This is a genomic window from Glycomyces artemisiae, assembly GCF_003002955.1.
GTDB lineage: Bacteria > Actinomycetota > Actinomycetes > Mycobacteriales > Micromonosporaceae > Glycomyces > Glycomyces artemisiae.
Genome location: NZ_PVTJ01000005.1, coordinates 366,534 through 392,236 on the forward strand (window position 1 = coordinate 366,534; position 25,703 = coordinate 392,236).

The following is a 25,703-nucleotide window of genomic DNA, read 5'->3' on the forward strand; positions in this document are numbered from 1 at the left end:
ATGACAGCCATCGACACTGACGGCTACGACGCCGTCCTGCTCGTCTCCTTCGGCGGACCCGAGGGCCCCGGCGACGTGCTGCCCTTCCTGCGCAACGTCACCCGCGGCCGCGGCATCCCCGACGAGCGCCTCACCGAGGTCGCCGAGCACTACTACCACTTCGGCGGCATCTCTCCCATCAACCAGTGGTGCCGCGAGGTCATCGAAGCGCTCCGCCAGGAGTTCCGCAAGAGCGGCATCGACCTGCCGATCTACTGGGGCAACCGCAACTGGCCGCCCATGCTCGTCGACGCCGTCACCCAGATGACCGGCGACGGGGTCAAGAAGGCCCTCGCCCTGTGCACCAGCGCGTACGGCTCCTACTCCTCGTGCCGCCAGTACGTCGAGGACATCAACGCCGCCCGCGCCGCCGTCGGCGAGACCGCGCCGCAGATCGACAAGATCCGCCACTTCTTCGACCACCCCGGCTTCGTCGGCGGCTTCGCCCGCCAGCTCAAGGCCTCCCTCGACCAGATCGAGGACCAGTCGCAGACCCGCGTCGTCTTCACCGCGCACTCCATCCCCGACGTCATGGAGGAGTGCTCCGGCCCCGAGGGCGCCCGCTACTCGGACCAGGTCGCCGAGGCCGCCGCGCTCGTCGCCGAGCGCGCCGGATGGACCGGGCCCTTCGACGTCGTCTGGCAGTCCCGCTCGGGCCCGCCCGCGATGCCGTGGCTCGAACCCGACATCAACGACCACCTGAAGGTCCTCGCCTCCGAAGGCGTCGACACCGTCGTCGTCAGCCCCGTCGGGTTCCTCTCGGACCACATCGAGGTCCTGTGGGACCTCGACAACGAGGCCAAGGACACCGCCGCCGACCTGGGCCTGCGCTACCTGCGGGCCGGGACGCCGACCGTCGACGCCGACCTCGTCGGCATGTTCCGCGACCTCGTCGCCGAACGCGTCCAGGGCGCGCCCCTGCGCCGCCTCGGCAAGCTCCCCGTCTGGGACCCGACCGTCGAGGGCTGCTGCCCCGCGCGCCGGCCCCCGGCCCCGGAGAAGCGCGGCCGCTAGAGACCACGGGCCCGCGCACGGAGCCGCTTGCACCGCTTTGCGAGCCGCGCCGAGCGCGGGCCCGGACCGTAGTCCCCGCAGGTCCTCCGCTCGTGACATGCTTGTGGTGTGGACGACGTATTCATCTGGATCATCGTCGCCGTTATCCTCGGCGCGGTCGAACTCTTCACCGGCACCCTGGTCCTCGCCATGGTCGCCGTCGGCGCCGTGCTCGCGGGCATCGGGGCGGCCGTCGGCGCCCCCCTCTGGCTCCAGGCCGTGCTCTTCGGCGTCGGCTCCATCGCCTCGATCTTCGGCCTGCGGCCCTTCCTCAAGCAGGCGCTCGAATCCGACACGAAGGAGCAGGCGCACCGCCCGTTCGGCACCCGCGCGATCGAAGGCGCCGACGCCCGCGTCATCGAGACCGTCGACCTCTCCGGCGGCCTCGTCGAGATCGCCGGGGACAACTGGACCGCCTACCCCCTCGAACCCGACCAGCTCCTCGAACCCGGCGACACCGTCACCGTCGTCGAGATCAAAGGCGCCACGGTCATCGTCTGGAAGCAGTCGTTACCGATAGGCGGCCGTTCAGTACCCTCGTGCCCATAGCCCGCCCGATCCGCCAGACCACTGGAGGCTGAGAAACCATGGAACCCGTAGGCATACTGCTCCTGATCGTCGCGATCTTCCTGATCATCGTGCTGTTCCGCTCGATCAAGATCGTGCCCCAGCAGTGGAACTACATCATCGAGCGCCTGGGCCGCTACCGCCGCACGCTCGAACCCGGGCCGCGCCTCCTCGTCCCCTTCGTGGACTCCGTCCGCGCCAAAGTGGACCTCCGCGAGCGCGTCGTCAACTTCCCGCCCCAGCCGGTGATCACCGCCGACAACCTCGGCGTGCAGATCGACACCGTGCTGTACTACATCATCACGCAGCCCACCGCGGCCGTGTACAACATCGACGACTACCTCGCGGGCGTCGAGCAGCTCACCACCACCACGCTCCGCAACGTCGTCGGCTCCATGGACCTGGAGAAGACGCTCACCAGCCGCGAGGAGATCAACGCCCGCCTCGCCGCCGAGCTCGACAAGGCCACCGACAAGTGGGGCCTCAAGGTCACCCGCGTCGAGCTGCGCTCCATCGAGCCGCCGCTGAGCATCCGCGACGCCATGGAGAAGCAGATGCGCGCCGAGCGCGACCGGCGCGCCGCGATCCTCAACGCCGAGGGCACCAAGCGCTCCTCGATCCTCATGGCCGAAGGCGAGCAGCAGTCCGCCGTCCTCCGCGCCAAGGGCGAGCGCGACGCCGCCGTGCTCCGCGCCGACGGCGAGGCCAAGGCCATCCAGACGGTCTTCGCGGCCATCCACAACGCCAAGCCCACCGACCGCCTCCTGACCTACCAGTACCTCCAGACGCTGCCCACGATCGCCCAGGGCACCGCCAACAAGGTCTGGGTCGTCCCCGCCGAGCTCACCAAGGCCCTCGGCGGCATCGGCAACGCGTTCGGCGGCGGCGACAAGTCCGGCCCGAGCGAGGAGGAAGAGGTCGAGGTCGACACCAGTGCCCTCGAACTCGACGACTCCGCCCTCCAGGCCCTCGAAGCGGCCCAGCAGGCCGCCCGCGAGGTCCAGGACATCGGCGAAGGCAAGGAGCCGGGCCAGCTCCCGCCCGCTCCCGCGTAACCGCACGTGACGGCCGGGACCTCCCTCACGGGCGGTCCCGGCCGTTCCGCTTCCCATGGGGCAGAATCACCACGTGCCCGCTATCGACATCTCCGACCCCGAAGACGAGCGCCTCGCCGACTACCGGGCCCTCACCGACCTGGCCCTGCGCACCCGCTTCGAGCAGCCCCACGGCCTGTTCATCGCCGAAGGCCACCAGGTCATCGGCCGCGCCCTGCGCGCCGGATACCGCATGCGCTCCATGCTCATCGACGCCAAGCGCGTCGACCAGCTCTCCCACCTCGCCGAGGACGCCCCCTGCTACGCCGCCGGGCCCGACGTCCTCGAATCGGTGACCGGCTTCCACGTCCACCGCGGTGCGCTGGCGTCGTTCCACAGGAAGCCGCTGCCCGAGCCGGGGGAGTTGCTGACCTCTGTGAAGCGCCTCGTGGTCCTCGAAGGCATCAACAACCACACCAACATCGGCGCGATCTTCAGGGTCGCCGCGGGCCTCGGCTTCGACGGGGTACTCCTCGCCCCCGACTGCGCCGACCCGCTGTACCGGCGGAGCGTGCGCGTCTCGATGGGGGAGGTGTTCGCGGTCCCGTACGCCTACCTCGACGAATGGCCCAACGGCCTCGCCCAGGTCCGCGAGGCCGGGTTCACGCTCCACGGCCTGAGCCCCTCGCGCGGCGCGATCGACATCGGCCGGGTCAGCGCCGAGGAACGCGAGCGCCCCGCGCTCCTCTTCGGCGCCGAAGGCCCCGGTCTCACCGCGGCCGCGCTCGACGCCTGCGACCGCACCGTCGTCATCCCGATGCACGCGGGCGTCGACTCCCTCAATGTCGCGGCCGCCACGGCCGTGGCCTGCTGGGAGCTCTCGCAGCCGACCCCGCGCTAGCGCGCGCCCGCGCTACAGCGAGACCGTGGTGAACTCCGACTCGCAGGGCGGGCCCCACGTGTAGGAGAACTTCAGCGCGTCGAGCTCCAGGTGCGCGGCGAGCGCGGTGTGCGTGCGCAGCTCCTCCGGGTCGGTCATGACGGGGTGGCGGCACAGGGCCAGCGGCCCGCCGTCGTGGTCCCGCATGGCCGCGTACAGGTGCTCGGTCGTCACGGGGGACTCCTTGGCCAGCAGGTGCTCCATGCGGTCGCACCGGTGGTACGTGGAGACACGGCCGGTCTCCAGCCAGCTCTGGTACACCCCGAGGGCCTCGGGGTCGCGGAAGTGGTTGGCGTGCACCAGGGGAGCGGTGCCGTCCTGGTAGATCACGCGCGACCCGAGCGGCGACGTCTCCACCGTCACCACACCCGACGACGCGCTCCCGATGAAGAAGTTCGCTGAACAAGCGGGCCGTGGAGCAACGGCGTGCCCGACAGCCTCAGCGAGCGTGCTCGACTGCAAGATCCGCCACGTCCGGAGGTGGAACGGCACCGAGTCGAGCTTCCAGTCGTCGACGCTCGCCCCGAGTCCGTTGACGCACAAGCCGATCCCGGCCGAGTTGATCCCGATCTTGGTCCCAGCGACGCCCGCCTCGGTGAACCCGACCACGGTCGTCTCGCCGTGCCGCCACTGGAGCAGCGCGCCCTCGACCCCGGTGAACCAGTCCCAGTTCTGCCCGATCTGCGTGCCGCCCGCGGCGAAGACCCCGTCCGATCCGCCGAACGACGTGCACTCCGACCGAATGCTGTCGACCGACGGCCGCCCGAACTCGCTCCAAGCACTGTAAAGAAGCTCATACCGAGCGTTGAGCAGCGCGATGTCGAGGATGTTCTGCCCGGACCCGTCGGCGATGCCGTCCATGATCGCCCGGTACTGCGAGTCCTCCTTGGTGAAGATCCCGAGGTACCGCTGCGACCGCTCCGCGAGCGAGTCCTCCGGCAGCCCGGAGGTGAGCATCCGCGACCGGTACACGGCCACGTTCGTCGCGATCTGCTCCCTGAGCTGCTCGCCTTGCTGGACGCCTTGGCGGTAGGGACTTCCCTGGAGGTGGATGAGGGGCAGTTCAGTCATGCGAGCCATTGTGACAGAAGCGATATCGCCCCGCCACTGCGAATCTCAGCGGCCCATGAGCGACTGCTCGACCTGCGAGTAGTGGATGGTCCACCACTTCACGAGCCCGGTCTGGCCGGGCAGCAGGTGGTCGCAGGCGGAGTTGTGGCGCACGTAATGCCACTCGATGACCCAGTTGTCGGTCAGCCGGTCCCACCAGAGCTGATGCGTCGCCAACCCGATCTCAGGCTCGCCGACATCAAACACGGACCGGTACCCTCCGGCGAAGGCCCGGATCCGATCGCAGTCCAGACCCCGCTCATCGCCATAGGTGAAGTAGAACACCGCGGCCCGCGCCATCTCCCGCGCGTACGACGAAACCGTGAGGCGGTCCCAGTCAAGAATGGCCGAAATCCGATCGTCGGGCCCGTGCAGCACATTATGAGGATGCAGGTCCCCATGCGTGTACCCCGTGTACTGCGGCGCCAGATCCGGCGGCCGCCGATCCCCGAGCCGCACCAGCAGCCCCCGCTTCAACCGCAGCGTCTGCTCCGCAGTCGCCTCGAACCCGGTCTTGTCCCCGCGCCCGGCGGCGACCAGCTCCAACAACCGGTCGACCTTCTGCAAAGCAGCCTCGGTCGTAGGCGGATTCTCCATCTTCGGAGCCCGATCGGCAGGAATGGAAGCATGCAGGGTCCGGTGAAGCCGCCCGATGACGGACCCGAGGTCCCGGCAGGCGTCCCGCGACATCGACAACCCGCTCCGGTGCCGCCCGCCGACCCAAGGGAAGACGCCGAACTCCTCGCCCTCCAGGAAGATAGTGGTCCGCCCGTCCCTGCTCAGGACAGGCAGCACCACCGGGACACCGTTGCCCCCCAGGGTCTGCAGCACATGGAACTGGAACTGGAGCTCAGGCCCCGTGACGTCCCTGAACAGCTTCAGCAGGTACGAACCGCTCGACGCGTCCACGCGCCAAGACCGGTTCATCAACCCGGTCTGCACCCGCTGCATCTGGTAGATCTGCCCCAGATCCCAATGCGCCAGCGCCGCGTCGGGGAGTCTTGGCGCGGTCACGGTCATACCCCCAAGCGTAGCCGCCGTCCGCCCCTCCCCCCGACCGCGAACCCCCCTTGCGCAACCCTCAAATCCGTCGTGTAAAGTTTCGTCTCGTGCCGGGGCAAGCCAAAAGGCCCAACTGGCAGCCAAAACAAACTCCATATACACTCTCAGTGTGCACGCGCGGGTGGCGGAATGGCAGACGCGCTAGCTTGAGGTGCTAGTGTCCTTTAACGGACGTGGGGGTTCAAGTCCCCCCTCGCGCACACTACAAAGGCCCTGGTGACAGGGCCTTTTTTGCTGTCCTTACAAGGATGACGTCCGCATTCGATCGGACCTGACCGAGTCCTCGGGCAGCCAAGAAGCCAGCCATTGGACTCGGCGGGCTCGGATACGCAGAATGACGAGGGGCCGACCTCCTCGCCGCAAGGATCGTGCCATGCGGAGCCTGACCTGGTAGCAGGCCGGCCTGCGGCGAGCCGGTTTCGTGCGGATGAGGGTGCCGTAGAAGCTTCGGTCGGAGCTCTTCGCGCGGCGCAGTCGGGCCCGGAGTCTTGCGCCCGGGCCGATTGCAAGTGAAGGGGGCCAAGTCGTGTCTAGATATAGACAGTTATCGATAACTAGGCTACCCTTGATCTTCAAGGGCCTCTCATGAGACTTTCGTTCGCGAGGACGCGGTTTCACCCACCCCATCGTCAAACCGAAAGGCGTTCCATCATGAAGCCCTTGCGAACAGGTGCGCGCCTCGCGCTTGTCGCGGCGTCCCTGGCTGCGGTGACCCTCACGGGGGCACTCGTCGCGGTCGCCGAGCCCTCAGCCTCCCCGGTACAGGCCGAAGCGACCGCCGGATGCGGCCGGACCCCCACCCTGACCAGCGGTACCCACACCATCCAGAGCGGCGGCAAGAGCCGCAGCTTCATCCTCGACATCCCCACCGACTACGACAGCGACCGCCCCTACAGGCTCGTCTTCGGCTTCCACTGGTGGGGCGGCACCGCCCAGAACGTGGCGACCGGGAACAGCGTGCAGGCCGGCACCTATGCCTACTACGGACTGAAGCGGCTCTCCGGCGGGTCCACGATCTTCGTCGCCCCGCAGGGATTGGACAACGCCTGGGCGAACAGCGGCGGCGAGGACGTCGCGTTCACCGACGATATGATCGCGCTCCTCGAAGGCGATCTGTGCATCGACACCCAGCAGCTGTTCTCCGTCGGATTCAGCTACGGCGGAGCCATGAGCTACTCGCTCGCGTGCTCCCGTCCCGACGTGTTCCGCGCCATCGCTCCTTACGGCTCGCCCGGGTGGGTCAGCGGATGCGACGGCGGCAACGAGCCTGTCGCGGTCTTCGCGGCGCATGGCACCACCGACAACTTCAGCGACGGCACCGCCCAGCGCAACCGCTTCGTCGGCAACAACGGCTGCACCCCGCAGACCACGCCGACACCGCCGCGGGGCAGTCTGACGCACATCACGACCGAGTTCACCGGGTGCTCGCCGGACCACCCGGTCGTGTGGGCCTCGTTCGACGGAGGGCACATGCAGGCACCACGGGACGGGGCCTCGGGCGACGGCGCCGACTCGTGGATCCCCACAGCGACCTGGGAGTTCTTCAGCCGGTTCCAATCGGACCCGCCCGGCGAGACGACGCCTCCCGACGAGACGACGTCCCCCGACGACACGACGACCCCGCCGCCGACCGAGTCCGGCTGCTCGGCCGAGATCGACGTGGTCAACGACTGGGGCTCCGGCTGGCAGGGCAATGTCCTGGTCAGCGCGGGCGGAGACGCCGTCGACGGCTGGAAGCTCACCTGGACCTGGCCCGCCGGCCAGAGCATCAGCAGCCACTGGAACGCCGACGTCACCGCCTCCGGATCGTCCGTCACCGCCGCCGACGTCGGCTGGAACGCCAACATCCAAGCCGGACAGACGATCTCGGCGTGGGGCTTCATCGCCACGGGGGCGGCCGCGACGCCCGCGGTCACCTGCACCGCCGACTGATGCCGACGACCGCTGCCGGGGTCTTCGCCAAGCGCGGCAGGGCGGTCGGGACGCGGCCGACGATGCGGCCGTGGGAGTCGTCCGGATGAAGCTCCGGAGGCCGGCGACCCGCAAGGGTCGCCGGCCTCCGGAGCTTCGCACGACGGGACTGAGGACCCGGCCTTATTCCGTGATCTTCATGGTGCGCCAGAACTCCCATTCCCCGCCCAGGTAGATCAACATCTCGTAGGTTCTCCCGGCGCGGAGGTCGTAGGTCTTGGAATTGCAGCCGGCGTCCGAGCCGTCGGTGATCGTCAGCAGGGGAGTGTCGCCGCCTTCCGCGTAGAGTTTCCCGGTGACGTTGCGCCCCTCGCTCTGCGTGTCGCAGACCGTGAACCGGTCCGTCTCCGCGTCGTAGTGGGTCATGGTGCCGAGCTGGCGCCCGTCGCGGTCGCTCAGGATGAGGTAGGCGTTGGCGGCCTGGGCCTGCCCTGACGCGGCGAGGACGATGGCCGTCATGGCGGCGCCGACGACCAGCGCGCGCTTGGCGAGTGTGGTGAACAAGAGTCGATCTCCTTCGTTGTGCTGCCAGTCTGCGTCCGCAGGAGACCGGCCACAAGGCGAAACACCGGCAGGAAAACGGCAGCGGTCGGCGTCATCGCTCCCACGTTCGGCGCTGCGAGTATTTACATTGTGAGCATATGTCGATAATATTTGCATTTGTCAATGTCTTCGATGACTGGGAGCGATACCATGCTCAGATCGAGATCACCCCGCCTCCGCCGGCTCCTCCTCAGGATCGCAGCGGTCGCCATGGCCAGCGCCGCGGTGCTGTGCTTCACCGCCCAGGGCGCCGGCGCCCACGGCACCGCGACCTCGCCGGCCGCGCGCCAGTACTCCTGCTGGGAGCGCTGGGGCAGCGACCACCTGAACCCGGACATGGCCACTGAGGACCCCATGTGCTACCAGGCGTTCCAGGCCAACCCCAACACCATGTGGAGCTGGATGAGCCTGCTCCGCGAGGGCATGCAGGGGCAGCACGAGCAGCGCATCCCCGACAACCAGCTCTGCTCCGGCGCCAACCCCGAGTACGCGTCGCTCGACCAGCCGGGCGACTGGCACACCACCGCGCTCGCCAACGACTTCACCCTCCACTACGAGGACCAGGCCAGGCACGGCGCCGACTACTACTGGGTGTACGTCACCAAGCAGGGATACGACGCCACGACCGACGCGCTCGACTGGGGCGACCTCGAACGCGTCGTCGAGACCGGCGTCTACGAGCCGGGCGAGGCGGTCGACATCCAGGTGAGCGCGCCCGGCAGGACCGGGCACCACATCGTGTACGTCATCTGGCAGGCCAGCCACTTCGACCAGACCTTCTACTCCTGCTCGGACGTCACGTTCGGCGGCGCGTAGCGCGCACGAGGCCGGCCCCGGAGGCCGAGTCCCCCCACCCCCGGTCCGATCGCGGCGAGCGGTCGGACCGGGGGCGCGTCGGCGCCGCGATGGTCCGAGCCCGCCCGGACGGCGCTACCGCCTGCTCTGCGCAAGAGCCGCCTCGTACTGCTCGGCGGTCTCCATGCGCGGGACGAAGAGCAGCGCGATCACGTACGCCACGCCGAGCAGTCCACTCGTGACGAACAGGAAGACGATGGCGAAGACGCGGACCCACTCGACGCGGAGATCACTGCGGATCGCCAGTCCGAGGCACAGGCCGCCGAACCACTTCCCCTCCTCCACGCGGCACAGCCACGGCAGGCGGCCGCCGCTGAACCCGCGGTCGGCGGCTCCCGGACCGGTCTCAGCGGGCCCGGCTTCGACCGGGCCGGTCTCGGCGAGGATCCGCGCCATCTCCGACTCGTCGACCCCGGTGGCGCCCCGGTCGAGCGCGGCGCGCAGGCGGTCGCCGATCGCCATCTCGATGTCGCGGACGGTCTCGTCGCCGTCAGGACCGGGGCCGACGGCCGAACGCGCATCGCCCAGGTAGGCGACGAGCTGCCGCTTCGCGTCGGCCGTCAGGGGGAACGCGCCGGAATGGCCGCTGAGAGTGATGTGGTCCATGGTCATCGTCCAATCGATTCGATCATCGTCGCGAGGCCGCGGAAGTAGTCGCGGAACTGTGCGAGCTGCGCACGGCCTTCGTCGGAGAGCGCGAGGTACTTCCGCGGGGGGCCGCTCGGGGACTCTCGCCACTCGTAGGTGAGCAGCCCTTCGCGGCGGAGGCGATTCAGCAGCGGATGCAAGGTGCCGTCCTGGACGGGGAACTGCGCATCGCGGAGCAGCTGCGCGATCTCCCCGGCGTAGCGGCTCTCACCGTCCAGTGCGGCCAGCACCACCGGCTCAAGCATGCCCCGGCGCATCGCAGCGAACTTAGACTCCATACTGCTACCGTAACACCGCAAGGTACCTAACCGCAGTACCAGAACGCCACTGTGGCCGCTCGGGCGGCAGGACACCGGCGGGACACCGGCAGGATGCCGTGAAACCGCAGTTCGCGACTGCCGTCGAGGTGCGCGCCCGCTCTACCATTGCCCGATGCCCGACCGAACGACCGCGGCCCGCATCGACCTTCGCCGGCTCCGGTTGCACGCCGTGCTGACCCAGGAGGAACTCGCGCTCAAAGCCGGCGTCGGCATCCGCACGATCCGCGACATCGAGTCGGGGCGCACCCGCCCACAGCCGCGCACCCTCCGCCTCCTCATCGAGGCGCTCGGCGCCGACGCCGAACCCGTCGCCGCCGCCACCCCGCGCGAGCTGCCGCGCCCGCTCGCGGGGTTCACCGGCCGTGAACTGCCGCTGGAGTCCCTGCTCGCCGCCGTCGACGGCGGCGCCGAGGTCGTCGCCGTGCACGGCACGGCCGGGGTCGGCAAGACCTCCCTGGCCGTGCGCGCCGCCCACGCCCTCGCCGACCGGTACCCCGACGGGCAGCTCTTCGTCGACCTCCACGGCTTCAGCGACGCCGAGGGCTTGCGTCCCGCCCTCGAATCCGTGCTCACCCGCGTCATCCGCAGCCTCGACCCGGCCTGCCGCGCGCGCCCTGAGGAGCTCGACGAGCTCACCGCGACCTACCGCAGCACCCTCGCCGGACGCCGGGTCCTGCTCCTGCTCGACAACGCCTCCGGCGCCGAGCAGATCGAACGGCTCCTTCCCGGCACGCCCGACAGCCTCGTCATCGCCACGAGCCGCCGCGACCTGTCCGCCCTCCTCAGCGCCCACGCGGTGCCGCTCGGCCCGCCGCCCCTGCACGAGGCCGTGGCGATGCTCGACGCCGCCGCCGGAGGCCGCGTCACCGCCGATGAGGCGGCTGCGATCGCCGAGCGGTGCGGACGACTGCCCCTCGCCATGGGACTCGCCGCGGCCCGCCTCCGCAGCCGTCCCCAGTGGAAGGCCGGCGACCTGCTCGACCGCCTCGCCGACGAGGACCGGCTCCTCGACGAGATCGACACGGGCCACCGCGGCGTCGCCGCCGCCCTCCACGCCTCCTACCGCGAGCTCGACCCCGACCACCGCCTCCTGCTGCGCCGCCTCGGCCTCAACCCCGGCGACGACGTCGACGTCCACACCGCCGCCGCGCTCAGCGGCATCGACGCGGACCGCACTTCCGGGATGCTCGAAGCCCTCGTCGACGTCCACCTCGCCGAGACCCGCTCCGCGGGCCGCTACCGCCTCCACGACCTCGTGCGCCGTTTCGCCGCCCGCCTGGCCGACCGCGAAGAGCCCCGGGCCGAACGGCGCGCCGCGCTGCTGCGGCTCGTCCGCGTCGACCTCCACTTCGCCTACCTCGCGGCCGCGCGCCTCCACCCCAACAAGCGCCGCTACAGCGACGGCGCCGCCGCCCACGGCCTCGGCCTGCCCGGCTTCGAGGACCAGGCCGAGGCGCTGGCGTGGTTCCAGACCGAGCGCGCCGGCCTCGCGGCCGCGGTGGCCGCCGCCGCTGCCGCCGGGTTCGACGAGGAGGCGTGGCACCTGGCGACGGCGTTCAACGCGTTCTTCGTGCACGACTCCGACATCGGCCCCCATGCCGCCGTCAACCGCACCGCCGCCGAGATCGCCCGCCGCACCGGCGACCGCCGCAAGGAGGCCTACACGCTCGGCGACACCGGACGGCAGCTGCTCGCGAAGGGCCGCAACCGCGAGGCGATCGAACGGCTGGAGCGGTCGGTCCGACTCAAACGCGAGCTGGGGAACGACGCCGACGCGGCGCTCACCCTCGCCAACATCGGCGTCCTGCACCGCCGCTCGGGCCGGTTCGCCGAGTCGGTCGCCGTCCACGAGGCCGCACTCGGGCTGGCCGAGGCCGCCGACGACGCCGCGGCGGCAGCGCTCATCAGGACGAACATGGTCGTCCCGCTCCTGCGCCTCGGCCGCTTCGAAGAAGTCCGCCGCCGGCTCGACGCCGCCGAGGCCCGGCTCGACGCCGGCGACGACCACAACCGCGTCCGCATCGAAGCCTTCCGCGGCGTTCTCGCCCGCGAACTCGGCGACCCCGCCCGCGCCGCCGCCGTCCACACCGCCGCTTTGGAAGCCTATGGGGGAGAAGGCGACACGGCCGACGTCACCGACACGCTCATCGAACTCGGCGAGGACCTCCTGCGCCTCGGCCGGGCCGCCGAGGCCGCCGAGCGCCTCGACCGCGCCGTCGCCCACGCCGTCAAGCTCGTCGACCCCTCACTGGAACGCGCCGCCCGCAACGACCTCGGCCGCGCTCTCACCGCTTGCGGCCGCTCCGCCGAGGCCGCCGCCCAGCACGAGCGCGCCGCCGCGCTCGCCGAGTCCCACGAGGACGCCTACGAACTCGCCCGGGCCCGCCACGGCCTCGCCCGCGCCCACCGCGCCGAGGGCGACGACGACACCGCACGCCGCCGCCTCCGCGAAGCCCTCCAAGGCTTCACGACGTGCGGCGTCCCCGAGGCCGCCGCAGTCCGGGAAGAACTGCGCGGCCTCTGACGGCGCCGCAAGCACCCCATGCGGCCGACGCGCCCGGCTGCGCTTCGGGCTCGGCGTCGCACGGTCCGGTCGCACTCGGCGCGGGCCGTGGTACGGACGAGATGCTCCACCGGTACCGGAGCACGGGAATCTGAAGCGACACTTCGGTATCCGGGTGCGAAGGCCTCAGCGCCAGTGCTCTTGGGCGGTTCCTTCGGAGCGCCCGGATGCAGGCTTCCGATCGCTTGAGGAGCGTCGATGACGGAATCGCTGCACCTGCCCTTCACCATCTCGCGTCATCTGCGTCTGCTGCTGAGCACCGATCGCGGGCACAACGTCGCCAGGGCGGTCCTCGCGTCAGTGCGGCCGGGCGACCACGTGCTCGACGCCGGCACCGGCACCGGCCTGCTGGCGCTGCTCGCGGCGCGGGCGGGCGCGGAGCGCGTCACCGCCGTCGACCGGGAGCACCTCGATCTCGCGCGGGAGATCGCGGCCGAGAACGGCGTGCCGGCCGACGCGATCACCTTCGTGGAGGCCGACCTGGACCTCCGTCCGTTCCCGGATCTCGGCATCGTCCGCAACGTCGACCTGCTGCTCGCGTTCATATACGGCAACCATCCGCTCACGGACGAGGCTCGGGCGCGCATGGTCTTCGAACTCCGCCGCCGATACGGGACGCCCGACTGCACGGTCGTGCCCAACGGGATCCGGCACCGCGCGCGGGGCTGCGACCGGCTCGACTGGGACCTCCGCTCCGAGCAGTCCGATCTCGACGAAGGCGCCCGGACGCTCCAGGACTGCTACGGACTCGACTTCGGCGCACTGGTCGAGCGGGCCAAAGCCGAGGTCCCGTTCTGGAGGACCCGGCCGGTGAACCCGATCGGAGCCGAATGGAGACCCGAAGGCACCATGTCCACGCTGCGCTTCCCGCGAGAGGACCTCCGCCTGCTCACCGAGCCCGCCGACTTCGGCTCGTTCGACTACGCCGCCGACGACTTCACTCCGCTCCCGCCCGAGGTGACGCTCCACGCCGCAGCGGCCGGCAGAATGTCGGGGATCGTCTGGACGCAGGACCTCATGTGGGCCGGACGCGTCCTCTGGTCCACCGAGTCGTACAGTCCCCTCGCGGAACCGGTCAACGTGACGGCGGGCGACAAGGTCACCGTCGAGACCGCCGACACCTGGCGCCGGACGAACACCGTCACCGTCAAGAAGGCCGACTGATGGCCGCCAGGCCCGGACCGCCCCCGCCGCCCGGCCGCTCGGCGGCATCCGGCCCGATCCGGCCCGTACCGGACGAGACCGTGGCCCAGCGGTTCGCCCGGCAGGCGGCACGGACCCCGGACCGGGTAGCCGTCCGCGACGCCGCCGCGGGACTGACCTACGCGGCACTCGACCACGAGGCCGCGATGCTCGCCGAGCGGCTCACCGCCCGAGGCGTCCGGCGAGGCGAGGTGGTGGGGCTCCGGATGACCCGCAGCATCCGACTGCCCGGAAGCATCCTGGCCCTCTGGCGGATCGGCGCCGCCTACACCGCGCTCGACCCGGCCCTGCCGCAGGCGAGGTCCACCGCGCTCGCCGACGACGCGGGCGTCAGGTTCGTGATCGAGGACGGTGCGGACGGCCCCGTGATACGGCGCCGGACGACCGGCGGAACGGCGCCGGCGGTGGACGGGTGCGCCTACCTCGCCTACACCTCGGGCAGCACCGGGCGCTCGAAAGGCGTCCTCGTCGCCCACCGGTCGGTGACGAACCTCGTCACCGACGCCGTCAGACGGTTCGGATTCAACGGCCACGACGTGGTCATGGCGGTGTCCTCGCCGTCCTTCGACATCTCCGTGCTCGAACTCTGGTGCCCGCTGACGACAGGAGCGACCGTCGACCTCGCCGACGACGACACGGTCCGCGACGGCGCGCTCCTCGCCGACCGGCTGCGCTCAGGCGGGGCGACCGTCATGCAGGCGACCCCCACGACCTGGCGAATGCTGTCGCAGCGCAGCAGGCCCGTACGGCTGCGAGCGGTCCTGTGCGGCGGCGAGCCGCTGCTCCCCGACCTCGCCGAACGCCTCCACGAATGGTCGGACTCGGTCTGGAACCTATACGGCCCCACAGAGACCACGGTCTGGTCGACCGCGGCACGGCTCCGCCCGGGACGGCCCGTCACCGCCGGAACGCCGATCGCGAACACAAGGGTCTACGTCCTCGGCGCCGACGGCGCCCCGGTCCCGCGCGGCCGGGTGGGCGAGGTCGCCATCGCCGGCGCCGGCGTCGCGATCGGATACCACCGCCTCCCCGCGGCGACCGCCGAGCGGTTCCCGGCCGACCCCGTCCACGGCGGCTCCCGCGCCTACCTCACCGGCGACCGCGCCCGCATGGACGGCGACGGTGCGATCGAACTGCTCGGCCGGGACGACGACCAGGTCAAGATCGACGGGCACCGCCTCGAACTCGGCGAAGTGGAAGCGGCGCTGGCGGCCGACGACACGTTGGAGCAGGCCGCCGTCGTGGCCCGCACGGACACGCCCGGGTCGGTCCGCCTGCGTGCGTTCGCGGTCCGCTCGGACTCCCGCGCGGACACCGGAGCCGTCCGGGCCCGGCTGCTCGGGCTCCTTCCCGCCCACGCGGTTCCGGCCGAGATCACCTTCATGGACGCCCTACCGCTCCTGCCCAGCGGGAAGATCGACCGCGCCGCACTGCGGTCAGCGGCCGACGCGCCCGCGGCGGCACCGCCTCCGGACATGCCTTCGCTGGAGCGCCGCATCGCCGCACTGTGGCGCGACGTCCTGCGGGTCGACCGAATCGACGACGACGCGGACTTCTTCGCGATCGGCGGCCGATCACTCGACGCCGCGACCGTCGTCGCGCAGATCGAGACCGCCACCGGCGAAGTGGCGTACGCGAGCGAACTGTACGCGCACCCGCGACTCGCGGACTTCTGCGCGCACCTGCGCTCGCGCCACCCCCGGCTCGCCGCGGCGCTCGCCTCCGAACCCGTCCGAGACGCGCCCGGCGAGTCCTCGGCGCCGCTCACGCCGGACATGATCGAACGATTCCGGTCCCTGGTGACCGGACCGGAAACCCGCGACGACCGCGCGGCCTCGCCCGTCGCGTTCATCCTGTCGGCGCCCCGATCGGGCTCGACCCTGCTCAGGGCCATGCTCGCGGGTCACCCGCGGCTGTTCGCGCCGCCGGAACTGGAACTGCTCGGCTTCGCGACCATGGCCGAGCGCGACCAGGTGCTCCACGGCTGCCGCGCGCCCCTGGGGGACGGCCTCCTCCGGGCCCTCCGCGACCTGCTCGACGGCGACCCCTGGACACCTGAGCGCTGGCTGCGCGGCCCGGACGCCCCCCGGACGACCGCCGCGATGTACGACCGGCTCGGCGAGCTCACCGGGGGCCGGCTCCTGATCGACAAGACCACCACCTACGCGATGGACGAGGCGGCGCTCGCGCGGGCCACCCGTATGTTCGCGTCGCCCAAAGTGATCCACCTCGTACGACATCCGGCGGCCGCGATCCGGTCGTATGCGGACGCGAGACTGGAGGAGGTGTTCCGGTACGACCATCCGTTCAGCGCGCGCCAGCTCGCCGAGCTGATCTGGCTCCAGAGCAACCGCAACGTCGAAGCGCTCCTGGCGCGCCTGCCGGGAGCCGATTGGACGAGGGTCCGGTACGAGGACCTCGCGGAGGACCCCGAGAACTGCGCGAAGCAGGTGACCGAACTCCTCGGCGTCGACTTCGAGCCGCGGGTCCTCGATCCGTACGACGGCGCCCCGGACCGGATGACCGACGGCCTCCACCCGCAGTCGCGCATGGCCGGGGACTTCAAGTTCGGCAGGTTCGACCGGATCGTCACCGACCGGGTCGACGCCTGGCGCGCCGAACCGGATCCGGTGCCGTTGAGCCGGGCCACGAAACGGATCGCCGAACACTACGGGTACCGCGTGTGAGCCCTCCGCTCACGCGGACAGCAGCTCGGCGATGCGGGCCTCGCCCGCCGCGAGGAGCCCGCGCGCGGGCTCCTCGCGCTCGTCGGACCACGAGTAGGAGAAGGTGATCCGGCCCCGGTCCTTCCGGTGCTTCCAGGTGCCGAGCGCCCGGCCGTCCCGCACCACGACCGCGCTCACCCAGCCGCCCCGCCTCCAGACCGCCTCGGGCGCTCCGGGCCAGAACCCGGCACGGTCGGCGGCCGCCAGTGTGAACGGGTCGAACACCGGCAGGAAGCTCACGTGGTCCGAAGGCCCGGGATCGGTCAGGTCGCCGGCGAAGTACCGATCGGCGCCGCCGGACCGCATCGCGGTGTCCGCGGCGGCTTCGAGGGCGTCCCCGGCCTGGGCGGCGGTCAGGCCGGACCAGCGCGCGAAGGACGCGCGGTCGCCGACCACGTTCGCGGACAGGTAGCGGCGAGCGAGCCAGCGCCGGGCCTGCGCCCCGTCCACCGTCTCCACGGGCCCGTCCGGCAGGGACAGGCGCATGTCGCGGCCGCGCGAACGCAGCTCCACCAGGCCCGCCGCGACCGCCGGCTTGATCCCGATGCCCCACGGATGGCGCAGAAGCCCTTCGACCTCGGGACCCAGGTCGGCGCCGACCCGTGCCGCCAGCTCGCCGCGTTCCAGCGGCCCGTCGGCCAAGGCGCGCAGGATTGCACCGGTCACTCGCTCCTCGTGCGCCGTGGAGACCCCGTGCCGCGGCCAGAGCCGGGTCTCCCGGGCGGCGATCCGGCCGCCGACGGCCGCGGCATACCATCGCAGGTCCTCGCGGTCCACCAGGTGGAGCGTCCCTCGCATGGCCCAGGTGAGCACGAGCCTCGGGCCTGCGAGCACCGCCTGGACCGATGCGGCGTCGGCGTCGGTCCTGGCCAGCAGGGCGAGTCCGGCCGCTTCGGCGACTTGGGCCTGGAGACCGCAGATCCGCCCGGGGATCTGCTCGGGCTCGACGCCGGCGGCGCCGAGCAGGTGGCGGCGGGCGCGGACCCGGCGCGCCGCGTCGGGCTCCAGCGAGCGTTCGGGTCCTCGATTGCCGGGCATGCGATCCCCTCTAGAGCGGTGTCGCCCGCAGTCCCGTCGACTGAAGCACCGTCAGGGCCGACCACCAGGGACCGGACACTACCACGGCGCCACCGCGAACGCCGGTGTCGCCGAACAGGAGCCATGTGCCGTCGACGTAGCCGACCGGTTCGCCGCCGCGCAGCACCGCGGGGACGCCGAGGAGCGCGGCCACCCCGTCGCCTTGATCGTCCGCGACCGGTTCCAGCGAGGCGAAGAGGAGGCCGTCCCCGGCCGGGTTCACCGCCGGCGGAAGGGCCGCTTCCGATGTGAGAGCCGGGACCTGCGCGAGTGCCCCGCCGGTCAGCAGGACCGGCGGATCCTCGGCGGGCGGTTCGACCGGACGGAGTCGCTGCAGGGCGTCGATCGCCGACGCGGCTTCCGACATCGAGCCCACGGTCAGCGAGACCGGCCACGCCAGCGGCACCGGCGACCGGTCGATGCGCAGCCGCAGCTCGTGATGGTGCCGCGGCGGGGAGGCCCGATCCCCTTCGCGGACCCACTGCGTGGTCCGGACCCAGTCGGCGCTGCCGAAGCACCGCGCGACGGACTCGACGGGGCCCGCGTCGGGCGGGATCAGCGCGGGAATCGCCGGCTCGTCGTGCCCGTCGGACACCGATTCGCCCCACCGGCCGCCGCAGGAGCGGCGGCTGCGGTGGAGGACCCGGCGTTCCACTGCGCGCCAGCGCCATCGGCCGGGCCCGAAACGGCCCGGGACGCGGTCCACCACTCGGACGTCGATGTCCGCCACGTCAGTTCCCGGTGCTCTCGTAGCGGCGCAGGCCCGCCCGCCACACGACGACGCCGACGGCCAGCACCGCGGAGCCGACCAGCGGCGAGGCGTACGGCAGGAGCGGGTGCATCGCCTCGTCGGCCCGGCCGGTCAGCGCCATGACGGGGTAGTAGTTCACGAACGCGAGCGGGAGCAGGAACGTCATCGCGCGCACGAACCACTGCCCGAACACGGTCGCCGGGTAGTGCTGGACGGCCTCCTGGATCTCGGCCGTCCCGAACAGGAAGACCTGCGAGCGCACGGTCCAGAACGCCAGGCTGGCGAGGGCGAGCACCATCCCGGTGAGCAGCAGCGTGCCGCCGACCAGCGAGGCGGCGAGGATCGCGACGCGTTCGGGGGTCCAGGCCAGGCCCAGGCCCGCCATCGCGATGAGCACGCCGACGATGCCGGTCCCGAAGTGGTGGAAGAGGTTGCGGAGGTGGAACTCCCGGGCGACCAGCTGGAGCAGCGGCGACACGGGCCGCACCAGCATCTGGTCGAGGGTGCCGTCCTGGATGAACTCGTCGATGCGGTTCAGGTGCAAGGTGAACAGGTACTGGAGGCCGAGCACGGCGAGGAACATGCAGTAGAGCAGCACGACCTCCCACATGGTCCATCCGCCGAGCGCTTCGAAGCGGGTCAGCATGACCGCGAGCAGGCTCAGGTCCACCACGTTGAGGAACACCACGGCGAAGAGCAGCAGCGCCGAGTCGAAGCCGTAGATCGTCTGGCTCCGGAAGCCGGCGCCGAGGAATCGCAGGTACAGGCGCGCGTTGCGTCGCGCTGCGGTGATCGCGGTCATCGTGTCAGCCTCCTTGAACGACCAGGCGCCTGCGCATGAACCGCCAGGCCAGGTGCACGGCGACGAGCAGGATGCAGAGCCAGACGGCCTGCTGGAGGATCGCGACCGCGGCGTCGGCGCCCCGCCGGTGGCCGATGTAGATGGTGAGCGGGGTGAAGAAGATGCTCTGGAACGGCAGCAGCTCGGCGATGCGGCGCAGCGGCTCGGGATAGAACCACAGCGGGATCCAGAACCCCGACAGGAGGGTGATCACGCCGTGGTAGACGTGCATGACGCCGAGCAGGTTGAGGGTCTTGAGCACGATCATGCCCACGAGGAAGCTGCAGCAGAACAGGAGCGCGAAGCTCAGGGCGAAGCTGAGGAGGGCGAGCAGTCCGGCCGCCGGGCCGGCCGGGGCGGCCTCGCGGCCCAGGAGGGCCAGCGCGCCGAGATAGACCGGGACCCCGAGCAGCAGGAGCGCCGAGCAGGTCTCCCCGGCGTGGATCGCGAACAGCTGCCGCGGCAGGGACATCGGGCGGAGCAGGTCGCCGGTGATCGTGCCGAGCCGGATGCGCCGGGCCAGGTAGTGGTGGGGCCCGGACCACCAGTCGAGGACCACTGAGCCGAGCGCGGCGACCACGCCGTAGGCGATCATCGCGTCGCCGCCGACGGGGAACTGGCCGGGATCGACGGCGTGGAAGGCCCGCCACACGAGGGCGATGGCCGCGACCTTCACGACGGCGTTCACGAGCTGGGCCCAGTAGACCGCCCGGTAGGTGGTCCGGTTCGCGAGGCCGTACCGCAGGAACGCGCGGGCGAGGTCCCAGCGCCGGGCGGTGCCGGCGGGGAGGAGGGTCGGCGCGTCAGCCACGGGCCGGCTCCGCGCCCCCGGCCCGGTCCCCGAGCTCCTCGTACAGGGACTTCACCACGTCCTCGATGGAGGGTTCGGTGATGCGGAGGTCCCTGACGGGGTAGGCGTCCAGCAGGTGGCGGGTGACCGCGGCCGCGGTCTCCTCGGCCCGCTTGAAGACGATCTCGGCCTGCCGGTCGTCGCGGCGGTGCAGCGAGTCGGCGAACGGGACCTCGATCGTTCCCTGCACGTCCCTGCTGAACTCGACGATCACCCGGCTGTGGGGCGCGTAGCGGCCGAGCGCTTCGTCCACCGAGCCTTCGAAGAGCACGCTGCCCCGGTCGAGGATGACGATGCGGTCGCAGAGTTCCTCGATGTCGCCGAGGTCGTGGGTGGTGAGGAGCACGGCGACGCCGCGGGCGCGGATCTCGCGGACGAACCGCCGGACGCCGGATTTGGCGGCGGCGTCGAGTCCGATGGTCGGCTCGTCCAGGAACAGCACCTGCGGGTCGTGCAGCAGGGCCGCCGCGAGGTCGGACCGGACCCGCTGGCCGAGGCTGAGCTGCCGCACGGGTACGTGCGCGAACTCGTCGAGGCCCAGGAGCGCGGTCAGCTCGTCGAGGCGCCGCCGGTGGCGCTCGCGCGGGACGTCGTAGATGGCGCGGAGCAGCTCGAACGACTCGGTGACGGGCAGGTCCCACCACAGGGCGGTCTTCTGTCCGAAGACGACGCCGATGCGGCGGGCGAGTTCGAGGCGCCGCCGGCTCGGGTCGAGCCCGGCGACGCGGATACGCCCCGCGTCGGGCGCCATGATGCCGCAGAGGCACTTGATGGTCGTGGACTTCCCGGCGCCGTTGGGACCGAGGTATCCGACCACTTCGCCCGCGTCGACGCGGAGGTCGATGCCGCGGACGGCCTCCTTCAGTTCGCTGTGGCGGGTGAACAGGCGGCGCACCGAGCGCCCGGGCTTTCGCACCCGGTAGTGCTTGACCAGTCCGTCGACCTCGATCAGGGCCATGGCATCGACCTTCCGACGTGGGGGGCAGCGTCGCGAGCCACTCCACGGTCCCAGCGGCGGATACCGCTCGCGCATTGTCCGCGTACCGCGGTTCACCGCCACAGCGGCAGCGGGCGGATCACGGGACCGAAGAGGACGCCGCCGCCGATGCCCGCGGTCTCGACCGGGTCCTGGCCGGCCTTGCCGCAGCCGCCTTCGCCGCCGGCGTCGAGGCCGGCGTCCTCGGAGACGGCGAGGACCGCGGCGAGCAGCGGCCGCGTCGCGCCGCGCAGGAGGACCGGCCCGCGTTCGGGTCCGAGCCGGGAACCGGTGATCTGCCGCGAGCCCTGGCTGACGGCGGTGAACGTGCCGTCCGCGCCGCAGCGGCCGCCGCGGGCGCCGTAGAGGAGGAGCCCGTCGCCGCAGCGGTCGACGAGCGCCGCGAGCGGGCCGCTGCCGCCGGTGAATCCGGTGGCGGTCATGCGCGGGATCGGCGGGTCGTGCCAGGAGGCCGCGCGCGCGTGCCCGGTCGGCTCGGCGCCTTCGTCGCGGGCGGTGGCGAGGCTGTGGAGGCGTCCTGAGACCCGGCCGCGGTCGAGCAGGCGCACGCGCCGGGAAGGCACGCCTTCGTGGTCGACCGGCCCGAGGCCGAGTGCGGCCGGATCGTCGACGACCGTGAGCGACCTCCCGCCGACCGGTTCGGCGGCACGGGTCCAGTGCCCCGGCGCGGAGGGGACGTCGGCTTCGAGGGGATGGCCGACGAGTTCGTGCGCGAGCAGGGCGGCGAACGCCGGGTCGGCGACGATGGCGGCGGTGGCGTCGAGGCCGTCGGGCCGCGTTCGCGCGGCGCCCGCGGCGACGGCCCGGACTGCGGCGTCGTCGAGGCGTCCGAGCAGTTCCACCGCCGCGGCCGGGTCCGTGCACCGTCCGAACCGGACGGCGCTGCGCCCTTCGGCGGCAGCGCGGACCTCGACGCTGACGGCGGCTCCGGCGATCCCGATGCGCGCGCCCGCGGTGTTCGCAAGCGTCGATGCCCACCGGTCGGCGCGCAGGACCCACTGGCGGTGGCAGCCGGCGGCGCGTCCGGCGCGGAGGCGCGCCTCGTCGAACGCGTCGACGACCGCGGTCCAGTCCGGGCCGGAGCGCGCAGCGGGGTGCCGCAGATCTCCTGTCGGCAGTCGGGGCGCACCGCCTGCGCGCTCCGAACGGCGCGTTCCCGTTCGCGGGTCGGTAAGGTCGGCGGTGTGCCACGAGTCGAGGCGGCCGCCGTGCCAATGACGTAGCGCGAACCCCGCGGCGGCGCGGCGGGACAGGTCTGCGGGGCCGAACCCTGCGGTGCCGCGGACGGTCCGCGCTTCGCTCGCCTGGTACCGCACGTCGGCCGCGCCGGTGTCCGGCAGCGCCTCGGCGAGCCGGTCGGTCTCCGCGTCCGTCATCCGTGGCGGGCGGGCGCTTCGACCGGGGGCGCCGCGACGCCGTCCGCGTCGGGGCCGGGCCGCGGCGGGGACTCGTGCGGCCCCCCGAGGAGACGGAACAGCAGGGACCGGCCTGCGCACCAGTCCTGGCCGAAGTCGTGGGAGAGGCGGAAGCCTTCGGCGAGTTCGGCCGAGGCGCGGCAGCCGGCGGTCTGGTGGACGAGGCGCATCTGGTGCCCGAGTGCCGGGGTGACGGCGAGGCCCGCGACGTGGCGGCGCAGGGCCTTCCAGGCGGTCGGGAACGCTCGGGAGACGTCCACGTAGAAGTCGGGCCTGAAATCCACAGTGGTGTAAGCGGCCATGTGGAGCAGCTGCGCGGGGATGCCCGGACCGGCTTCCTCGGGCGTTTGCGCGATGAACACGGCTTCGCGCACGGCGTCGGCGACCAGGGCGTGCCACGGGTGCGCGTCGTCGGGGTCGACGGTGATCACGACATCCGGCCGCAGGTCCGCGAAGTGGGAGGTCAGCGCTTCGACCGCTCCGGACCGGTCGGTCGCCGCGAGCGCGGGCAGCTCGTGGAACGCCGCGCCCAGGACCGCGGCGGCCTCCCGGGCCTCCTGCACGCGCAGCGCCGTCCCGTGCAGCGCCCCGCCGTCCCGGCCGACCGGCGGGAAGACCGCGACGTGCGGTTCGAACCGCTCCCGGTCGAGGCCCGCGAGGAGGCCGCCGCAGCCGTATTCGACGTCGTCGGGGTGCGGGCCGACGGCCAGCACCCTGATCATCCGGCCGCCTTCCGGTACCACTCGTCGGTCCGCTCGACGACGGCGCCGATCGCGTAGCCCCGCTCGACTTCGGCCCTCGCGGCGACCGCCCGTGCCGCGGCGGCCTCCGGGCGGTCGATCGCGTCGGCGAGTGCCGCGGCGAGCGCGTCCGCGTCCCGCGGCGGCACCTTCCAGCCGGTGGCCCCGTCGTCGACGAGCGACCCGAGGCCGCCGGTGTCGGTGACCACCACGGGGCATCCGGACGCCTGCGCTTCGAGCGCGACCCGGCCCAGGGCCTCCATATGGCTGGGCACGGCGGTCACCGAGGCGGACTGGAAGAACCGGGGCAGCTGCTTCGGTTCCAGGGCGCCGAGGAACCAGACCGCGTCGGTCAGTCCGAGACTCCGGACCGCTTCGAGGAGCCCGGCGGTGTAGGCGTCGTCGCCGGCCCCGGCGACGAGGAGCCGGCAGGGCCGGTCGCGGCGGAGCAGCGCGAGTGCTTCGAACAGCGTCTCCAGGCCCTTCTCGGGGGAGAGCCGGCCGACGAACGCGACGACCGGGTCGTCCGGGGGCGTCCAGGCGCCCGCGAAGTCGTCGAGCGGAAGTCCTTTGGGGATCACGGTGAGGCGGTCGGGGTCGGCGCCGAGCCTCAGGCAGAGGCCGGCGATGTAGCCGCTGATGGCGATGACGGCGTCGCTGCTTCGGATCACGTCGCGCTCGATGTCGTGCATGGTCCCCTCGCCGAAGGGGCCGTCGGGGTCGACCGGTGCGGTGTAGAGGTTGTGCGCGTGGTAGACCAGCGGCGCGCCGGTGCGCCGCTGCAACGCCATCGCCGCGAGCGCGTGCTGGCTGCCGTGGCAGGCGACGAGGTCGACGGCGTCGAGGTCGACTGCCGTCGCCTCCGCGAGCAGGCCCAGGTTCTGGTGCGCATAGGCGGCGTCGAAGTCGCTGCCGGAGTACGGGATCGCGGCGCGGAGCACCGTCACGCCGGGGTCGTTCGGGGTGTCGCCGGTCTCGCCGTCCGCGGCGACGACGGTGGTGTCCCACCCGTACGGGCGCAGCCCGGGGGCGAGGGCCCGCATGTGACTGGCGATGCCGCCGAGGTCGGGCGGGTACTGGCTCAGGGCGAGGATCATGCGGCTCAAGGGGACTCCTCCATAGGGGCGCTGGTGTCGAGGCGGTGCCCGTGCGGGTCGAAGCAGGGGATCGGAAGTGCGGCGGTGAAGCCGTCCAGAGCGGGGTGCGGTACGAGACGCAGTGCCAGGTCGAACACCGACGGGTCCACGTCGTCGACGCCGTGCACGGCGAGGTCGCCGCCGGCGAGGGCCTCTCCCGCCGCGTGGGGGTCGACGACCGCGACCGACGCGATCCGGGACAGGTGCACGGCGACCGCGGCGGCCGGACTGCGGCGCAGGTCGGCGCTGCCGGGCTTGTAGGTCGCGCCGAGGACCAGGATCTTCCGCCCGGCCAAGGGGCCGAGCGACTGTTCGAGTCCGTCGACGACGGTCTGCGGCATGCCGTCGTTCACGTCGGCGGCCGCCTCCACGGTCCGGACGCGGGTGCCGGCGAGCCCGGCTCCGGCGATCAGATAGGCGGGGTTGACCGGAACGTACATGCCGCCGACGCCGACGCCGGCGGTGAACGGCATGAACCCGAACGGCTTGGTGGCGGCGAGCGCGACGACCTCGTCGATGTCGACGCCGATGCGCCCGGCGAGGTCGCCCAGCTCGTTGACGTAGGCGATGTTGAGGAACCGGAAGACGTTCTCGTGGAGCTTGACGAGCTCGGCCGTCTCCAGGCTCGCCGCGACGTGCACGTCGCCGCCGAAGGGCCGGTAGAGCGCGGCGGTGCGCTCGGCGCAGCCGGGGGTGAGGCCGGCGACCACTTTCGGGGTCGCGGCGGTCCGTTCGAAGTCGCGGTTGCCCGGGTCGCCCCGCTCCGGCGCGTACGCGAGCCCGAACCCTCCGGTCCCGGCCGGGCCGAAGGCCCGTGCGAGCACCGGTGCCACGCGGTCCCGGACCATCCCGGGGTAAGCGGTGCTCTTGACCACGGCGAGGACGCCGGGGCGGCAGTGCTCGGCGATGATCCGGGCGGCGGCGTCGACCGGACCGATGTCGGGTGCGCCGTCCTCGCCGGTGTCGGTGGGGACCGAGACGAGCACCGCGTCGGCGTCGCCGAGCCGGCCGGGATCGCCGTGGGCCTCGAATCGCCCCGAGGCGAGCTGCTCCTGCAATACCGCGTCGGATACGTCGGGCAGGCCGGCCCGGCCCGCGGCGACCGCTTCGACCCGGTCGGGCGCGTTGTCGTAGCCGATGGTCCGGTGTCCGCGGACGGCGAATTCCAGCGCCTGGTAGAGGCCGGCCATGCCGAGGCCGATCACCGCGATGGTCGGCGAGTCGCCGGTGCTGCGCATAGGGGTCGTACCTTTCTGAGGGTG

General features: G+C 72.0%; 23 protein-coding genes and 1 tRNA gene. 10 read left to right on the forward strand and 14 right to left on the reverse strand.

Going from position 1 to position 25,703, the window contains the following annotated elements; all coding sequences use genetic code 11:
• The 4 genes from B0I28_RS15195 to B0I28_RS15210 all read left to right on the forward strand — a co-directional run bounded on the left by B0I28_RS15195 (nt 1) and on the right by B0I28_RS15210 (nt 3,594).
• Nucleotides 1–1,053, forward strand: coding sequence for a ferrochelatase (locus B0I28_RS15195; RefSeq protein ID WP_106364677.1), 1,053 nt, complete (start codon nt 1–3; stop codon nt 1,051–1,053).
• Nucleotides 1,054–1,161: 108 nt separating this feature from the next.
• Nucleotides 1,162–1,641 (forward strand): NfeD family protein, encoded by a 480-nt coding sequence (locus tag B0I28_RS15200; RefSeq protein ID WP_106364678.1) that lies wholly within the window; start codon nt 1,162–1,164, stop codon nt 1,639–1,641.
• 38 nt (nt 1,642–1,679) lie between these two features.
• The gene (locus tag B0I28_RS15205; protein WP_106364679.1) at nt 1,680–2,714 is read left to right on the forward strand and encodes an SPFH domain-containing protein; all 1,035 of its coding nucleotides are present in this window, start codon (nt 1,680–1,682) and stop codon (nt 2,712–2,714) included.
• 55 nt (nt 2,715–2,769) lie between these two features.
• Nucleotides 2,770–3,594 (forward strand): TrmH family RNA methyltransferase, encoded by an 825-nt coding sequence (locus B0I28_RS15210; protein WP_181245798.1) that lies wholly within the window; start codon nt 2,770–2,772, stop codon nt 3,592–3,594.
• Nucleotides 3,595–3,606: 12 nt separating this feature from the next.
• On the opposite strand, the gene B0I28_RS15215 is transcribed toward B0I28_RS15210, so the two are convergent.
• A complete protein-coding gene (locus B0I28_RS15215; protein ID WP_146148115.1) occupies nt 3,607–4,704 on the reverse strand; it encodes a C45 family autoproteolytic acyltransferase/hydrolase in 1,098 nt (365 codons plus the stop codon).
• Nucleotides 4,705–4,749: 45 nt separating this feature from the next.
• Nucleotides 4,750–5,763: a phosphotransferase gene (locus tag B0I28_RS15220; RefSeq protein WP_181245799.1), complete on the reverse strand. Its 1,014-nt coding sequence runs from the start codon at nt 5,761–5,763 to the stop codon at nt 4,750–4,752.
• Nucleotides 5,764–5,920: 157 nt separating this feature from the next.
• On the opposite strand from B0I28_RS15220, the gene B0I28_RS15225 reads away from it, so the two are divergent.
• A tRNA-Leu gene (locus B0I28_RS15225) sits at nt 5,921–6,005 on the forward strand.
• Between the two features lie 451 nt (nt 6,006–6,456).
• Complete coding sequence (locus B0I28_RS15230) at nt 6,457–7,737, forward strand: CE1 family esterase (protein ID WP_106364683.1); 1,281 nt, start codon at nt 6,457–6,459, stop codon at nt 7,735–7,737.
• Between the two features lie 162 nt (nt 7,738–7,899).
• Here B0I28_RS15230 and B0I28_RS15235 read toward each other — a convergent pair whose 3' ends face one another.
• Nucleotides 7,900–8,280 carry a hypothetical protein gene (locus tag B0I28_RS15235; RefSeq protein ID WP_106364684.1) on the reverse strand — a complete coding sequence of 127 codons (381 nt, stop codon included), beginning with the start codon at nt 8,278–8,280 and terminating at the stop codon, nt 7,900–7,902.
• Between the two features lie 189 nt (nt 8,281–8,469).
• Here B0I28_RS15235 and B0I28_RS15240 point away from each other — a divergent pair, with 189 nt between their 5' ends.
• Nucleotides 8,470–9,135: a lytic polysaccharide monooxygenase auxiliary activity family 9 protein gene (locus tag B0I28_RS15240; protein ID WP_219926778.1), complete on the forward strand. Its 666-nt coding sequence runs from the start codon at nt 8,470–8,472 to the stop codon at nt 9,133–9,135.
• Nucleotides 9,136–9,249: 114 nt separating this feature from the next.
• On the opposite strand, the gene B0I28_RS15245 is transcribed toward B0I28_RS15240, so the two are convergent.
• Together B0I28_RS15245 and B0I28_RS15250 are read right to left on the reverse strand one after the other, a co-directional pair.
• On the reverse strand, nt 9,250–9,780 hold the full coding sequence (locus tag B0I28_RS15245) for a PspC domain-containing protein (protein WP_146148116.1): 531 nt from the start codon (nt 9,778–9,780) through the stop codon (nt 9,250–9,252).
• 2 nt (nt 9,781–9,782) lie between these two features.
• The gene (locus B0I28_RS15250; RefSeq protein WP_106364687.1) at nt 9,783–10,100 is read right to left on the reverse strand and encodes a PadR family transcriptional regulator; all 318 of its coding nucleotides are present in this window, start codon (nt 10,098–10,100) and stop codon (nt 9,783–9,785) included.
• A gap of 154 nt (nt 10,101–10,254) precedes the next feature.
• Between B0I28_RS15250 and B0I28_RS15255 the strand changes: the two genes are divergently transcribed.
• The 3 genes from B0I28_RS15255 (at nt 10,255) to B0I28_RS15265 (ending at nt 16,595) form a co-directional block, all read left to right on the forward strand.
• Nucleotides 10,255–12,666 carry an ATP-binding protein gene (locus B0I28_RS15255; RefSeq protein ID WP_106364688.1) on the forward strand — a complete coding sequence of 804 codons (2,412 nt, stop codon included), beginning with the start codon at nt 10,255–10,257 and terminating at the stop codon, nt 12,664–12,666.
• A 237-nt stretch (nt 12,667–12,903) separates the two neighbouring features.
• Complete coding sequence (locus tag B0I28_RS15260; RefSeq protein WP_106364689.1) at nt 12,904–13,869, forward strand: methyltransferase domain-containing protein; 966 nt, start codon at nt 12,904–12,906, stop codon at nt 13,867–13,869.
• The gene (locus B0I28_RS15265) at nt 13,869–16,595 is read left to right on the forward strand and encodes an amino acid adenylation domain-containing protein (RefSeq protein ID WP_181245800.1); all 2,727 of its coding nucleotides are present in this window, start codon (nt 13,869–13,871) and stop codon (nt 16,593–16,595) included. Before B0I28_RS15260 ends, B0I28_RS15265 begins: the two co-directional genes overlap by 1 nt.
• A gap of 9 nt (nt 16,596–16,604) precedes the next feature.
• Here the strand turns inward: B0I28_RS15265 and B0I28_RS15270 are convergent, their stop codons facing one another.
• From B0I28_RS15270 to B0I28_RS15310, 9 genes are all read right to left on the reverse strand, one after another.
• Complete coding sequence (locus tag B0I28_RS15270; protein WP_106364691.1) at nt 16,605–17,672, reverse strand: DNA glycosylase AlkZ-like family protein; 1,068 nt, start codon at nt 17,670–17,672, stop codon at nt 16,605–16,607.
• A gap of 10 nt (nt 17,673–17,682) precedes the next feature.
• The gene (locus tag B0I28_RS15275) at nt 17,683–18,441 is read right to left on the reverse strand and encodes a hypothetical protein (RefSeq protein ID WP_106364692.1); all 759 of its coding nucleotides are present in this window, start codon (nt 18,439–18,441) and stop codon (nt 17,683–17,685) included.
• 1 nt (nt 18,442) lies between these two features.
• The gene (locus B0I28_RS15280; RefSeq protein ID WP_106364693.1) at nt 18,443–19,264 is read right to left on the reverse strand and encodes an ABC transporter permease; all 822 of its coding nucleotides are present in this window, start codon (nt 19,262–19,264) and stop codon (nt 18,443–18,445) included.
• Between the two features lie 4 nt (nt 19,265–19,268).
• Complete coding sequence (locus tag B0I28_RS15285; protein WP_106364694.1) at nt 19,269–20,114, reverse strand: ABC transporter permease; 846 nt, start codon at nt 20,112–20,114, stop codon at nt 19,269–19,271.
• Complete coding sequence (locus B0I28_RS15290) at nt 20,107–21,111, reverse strand: ABC transporter ATP-binding protein (RefSeq protein WP_106364695.1); 1,005 nt, start codon at nt 21,109–21,111, stop codon at nt 20,107–20,109. Before B0I28_RS15290 ends, B0I28_RS15285 begins: the two co-directional genes overlap by 8 nt.
• A 92-nt stretch (nt 21,112–21,203) precedes the next feature.
• A complete protein-coding gene (locus B0I28_RS15295) occupies nt 21,204–22,526 on the reverse strand; it encodes a metallopeptidase TldD-related protein (RefSeq protein ID WP_106364696.1) in 1,323 nt (440 codons plus the stop codon).
• A complete protein-coding gene (locus B0I28_RS15300; RefSeq protein ID WP_106364697.1) occupies nt 22,523–23,287 on the reverse strand; it encodes a PIG-L deacetylase family protein in 765 nt (254 codons plus the stop codon). The genes B0I28_RS15295 and B0I28_RS15300 overlap by 4 nt, the downstream gene beginning before the upstream one ends.
• Nucleotides 23,284–24,402 carry a glycosyltransferase family 4 protein gene (locus tag B0I28_RS15305; protein WP_106364698.1) on the reverse strand — a complete coding sequence of 373 codons (1,119 nt, stop codon included), beginning with the start codon at nt 24,400–24,402 and terminating at the stop codon, nt 23,284–23,286. Before B0I28_RS15305 ends, B0I28_RS15300 begins: the two co-directional genes overlap by 4 nt.
• A gap of 5 nt (nt 24,403–24,407) precedes the next feature.
• Complete coding sequence (locus B0I28_RS15310) at nt 24,408–25,679, reverse strand: nucleotide sugar dehydrogenase (RefSeq protein WP_106364699.1); 1,272 nt, start codon at nt 25,677–25,679, stop codon at nt 24,408–24,410.
• Nucleotides 25,680–25,703: the final 24 nt, after the last annotated feature.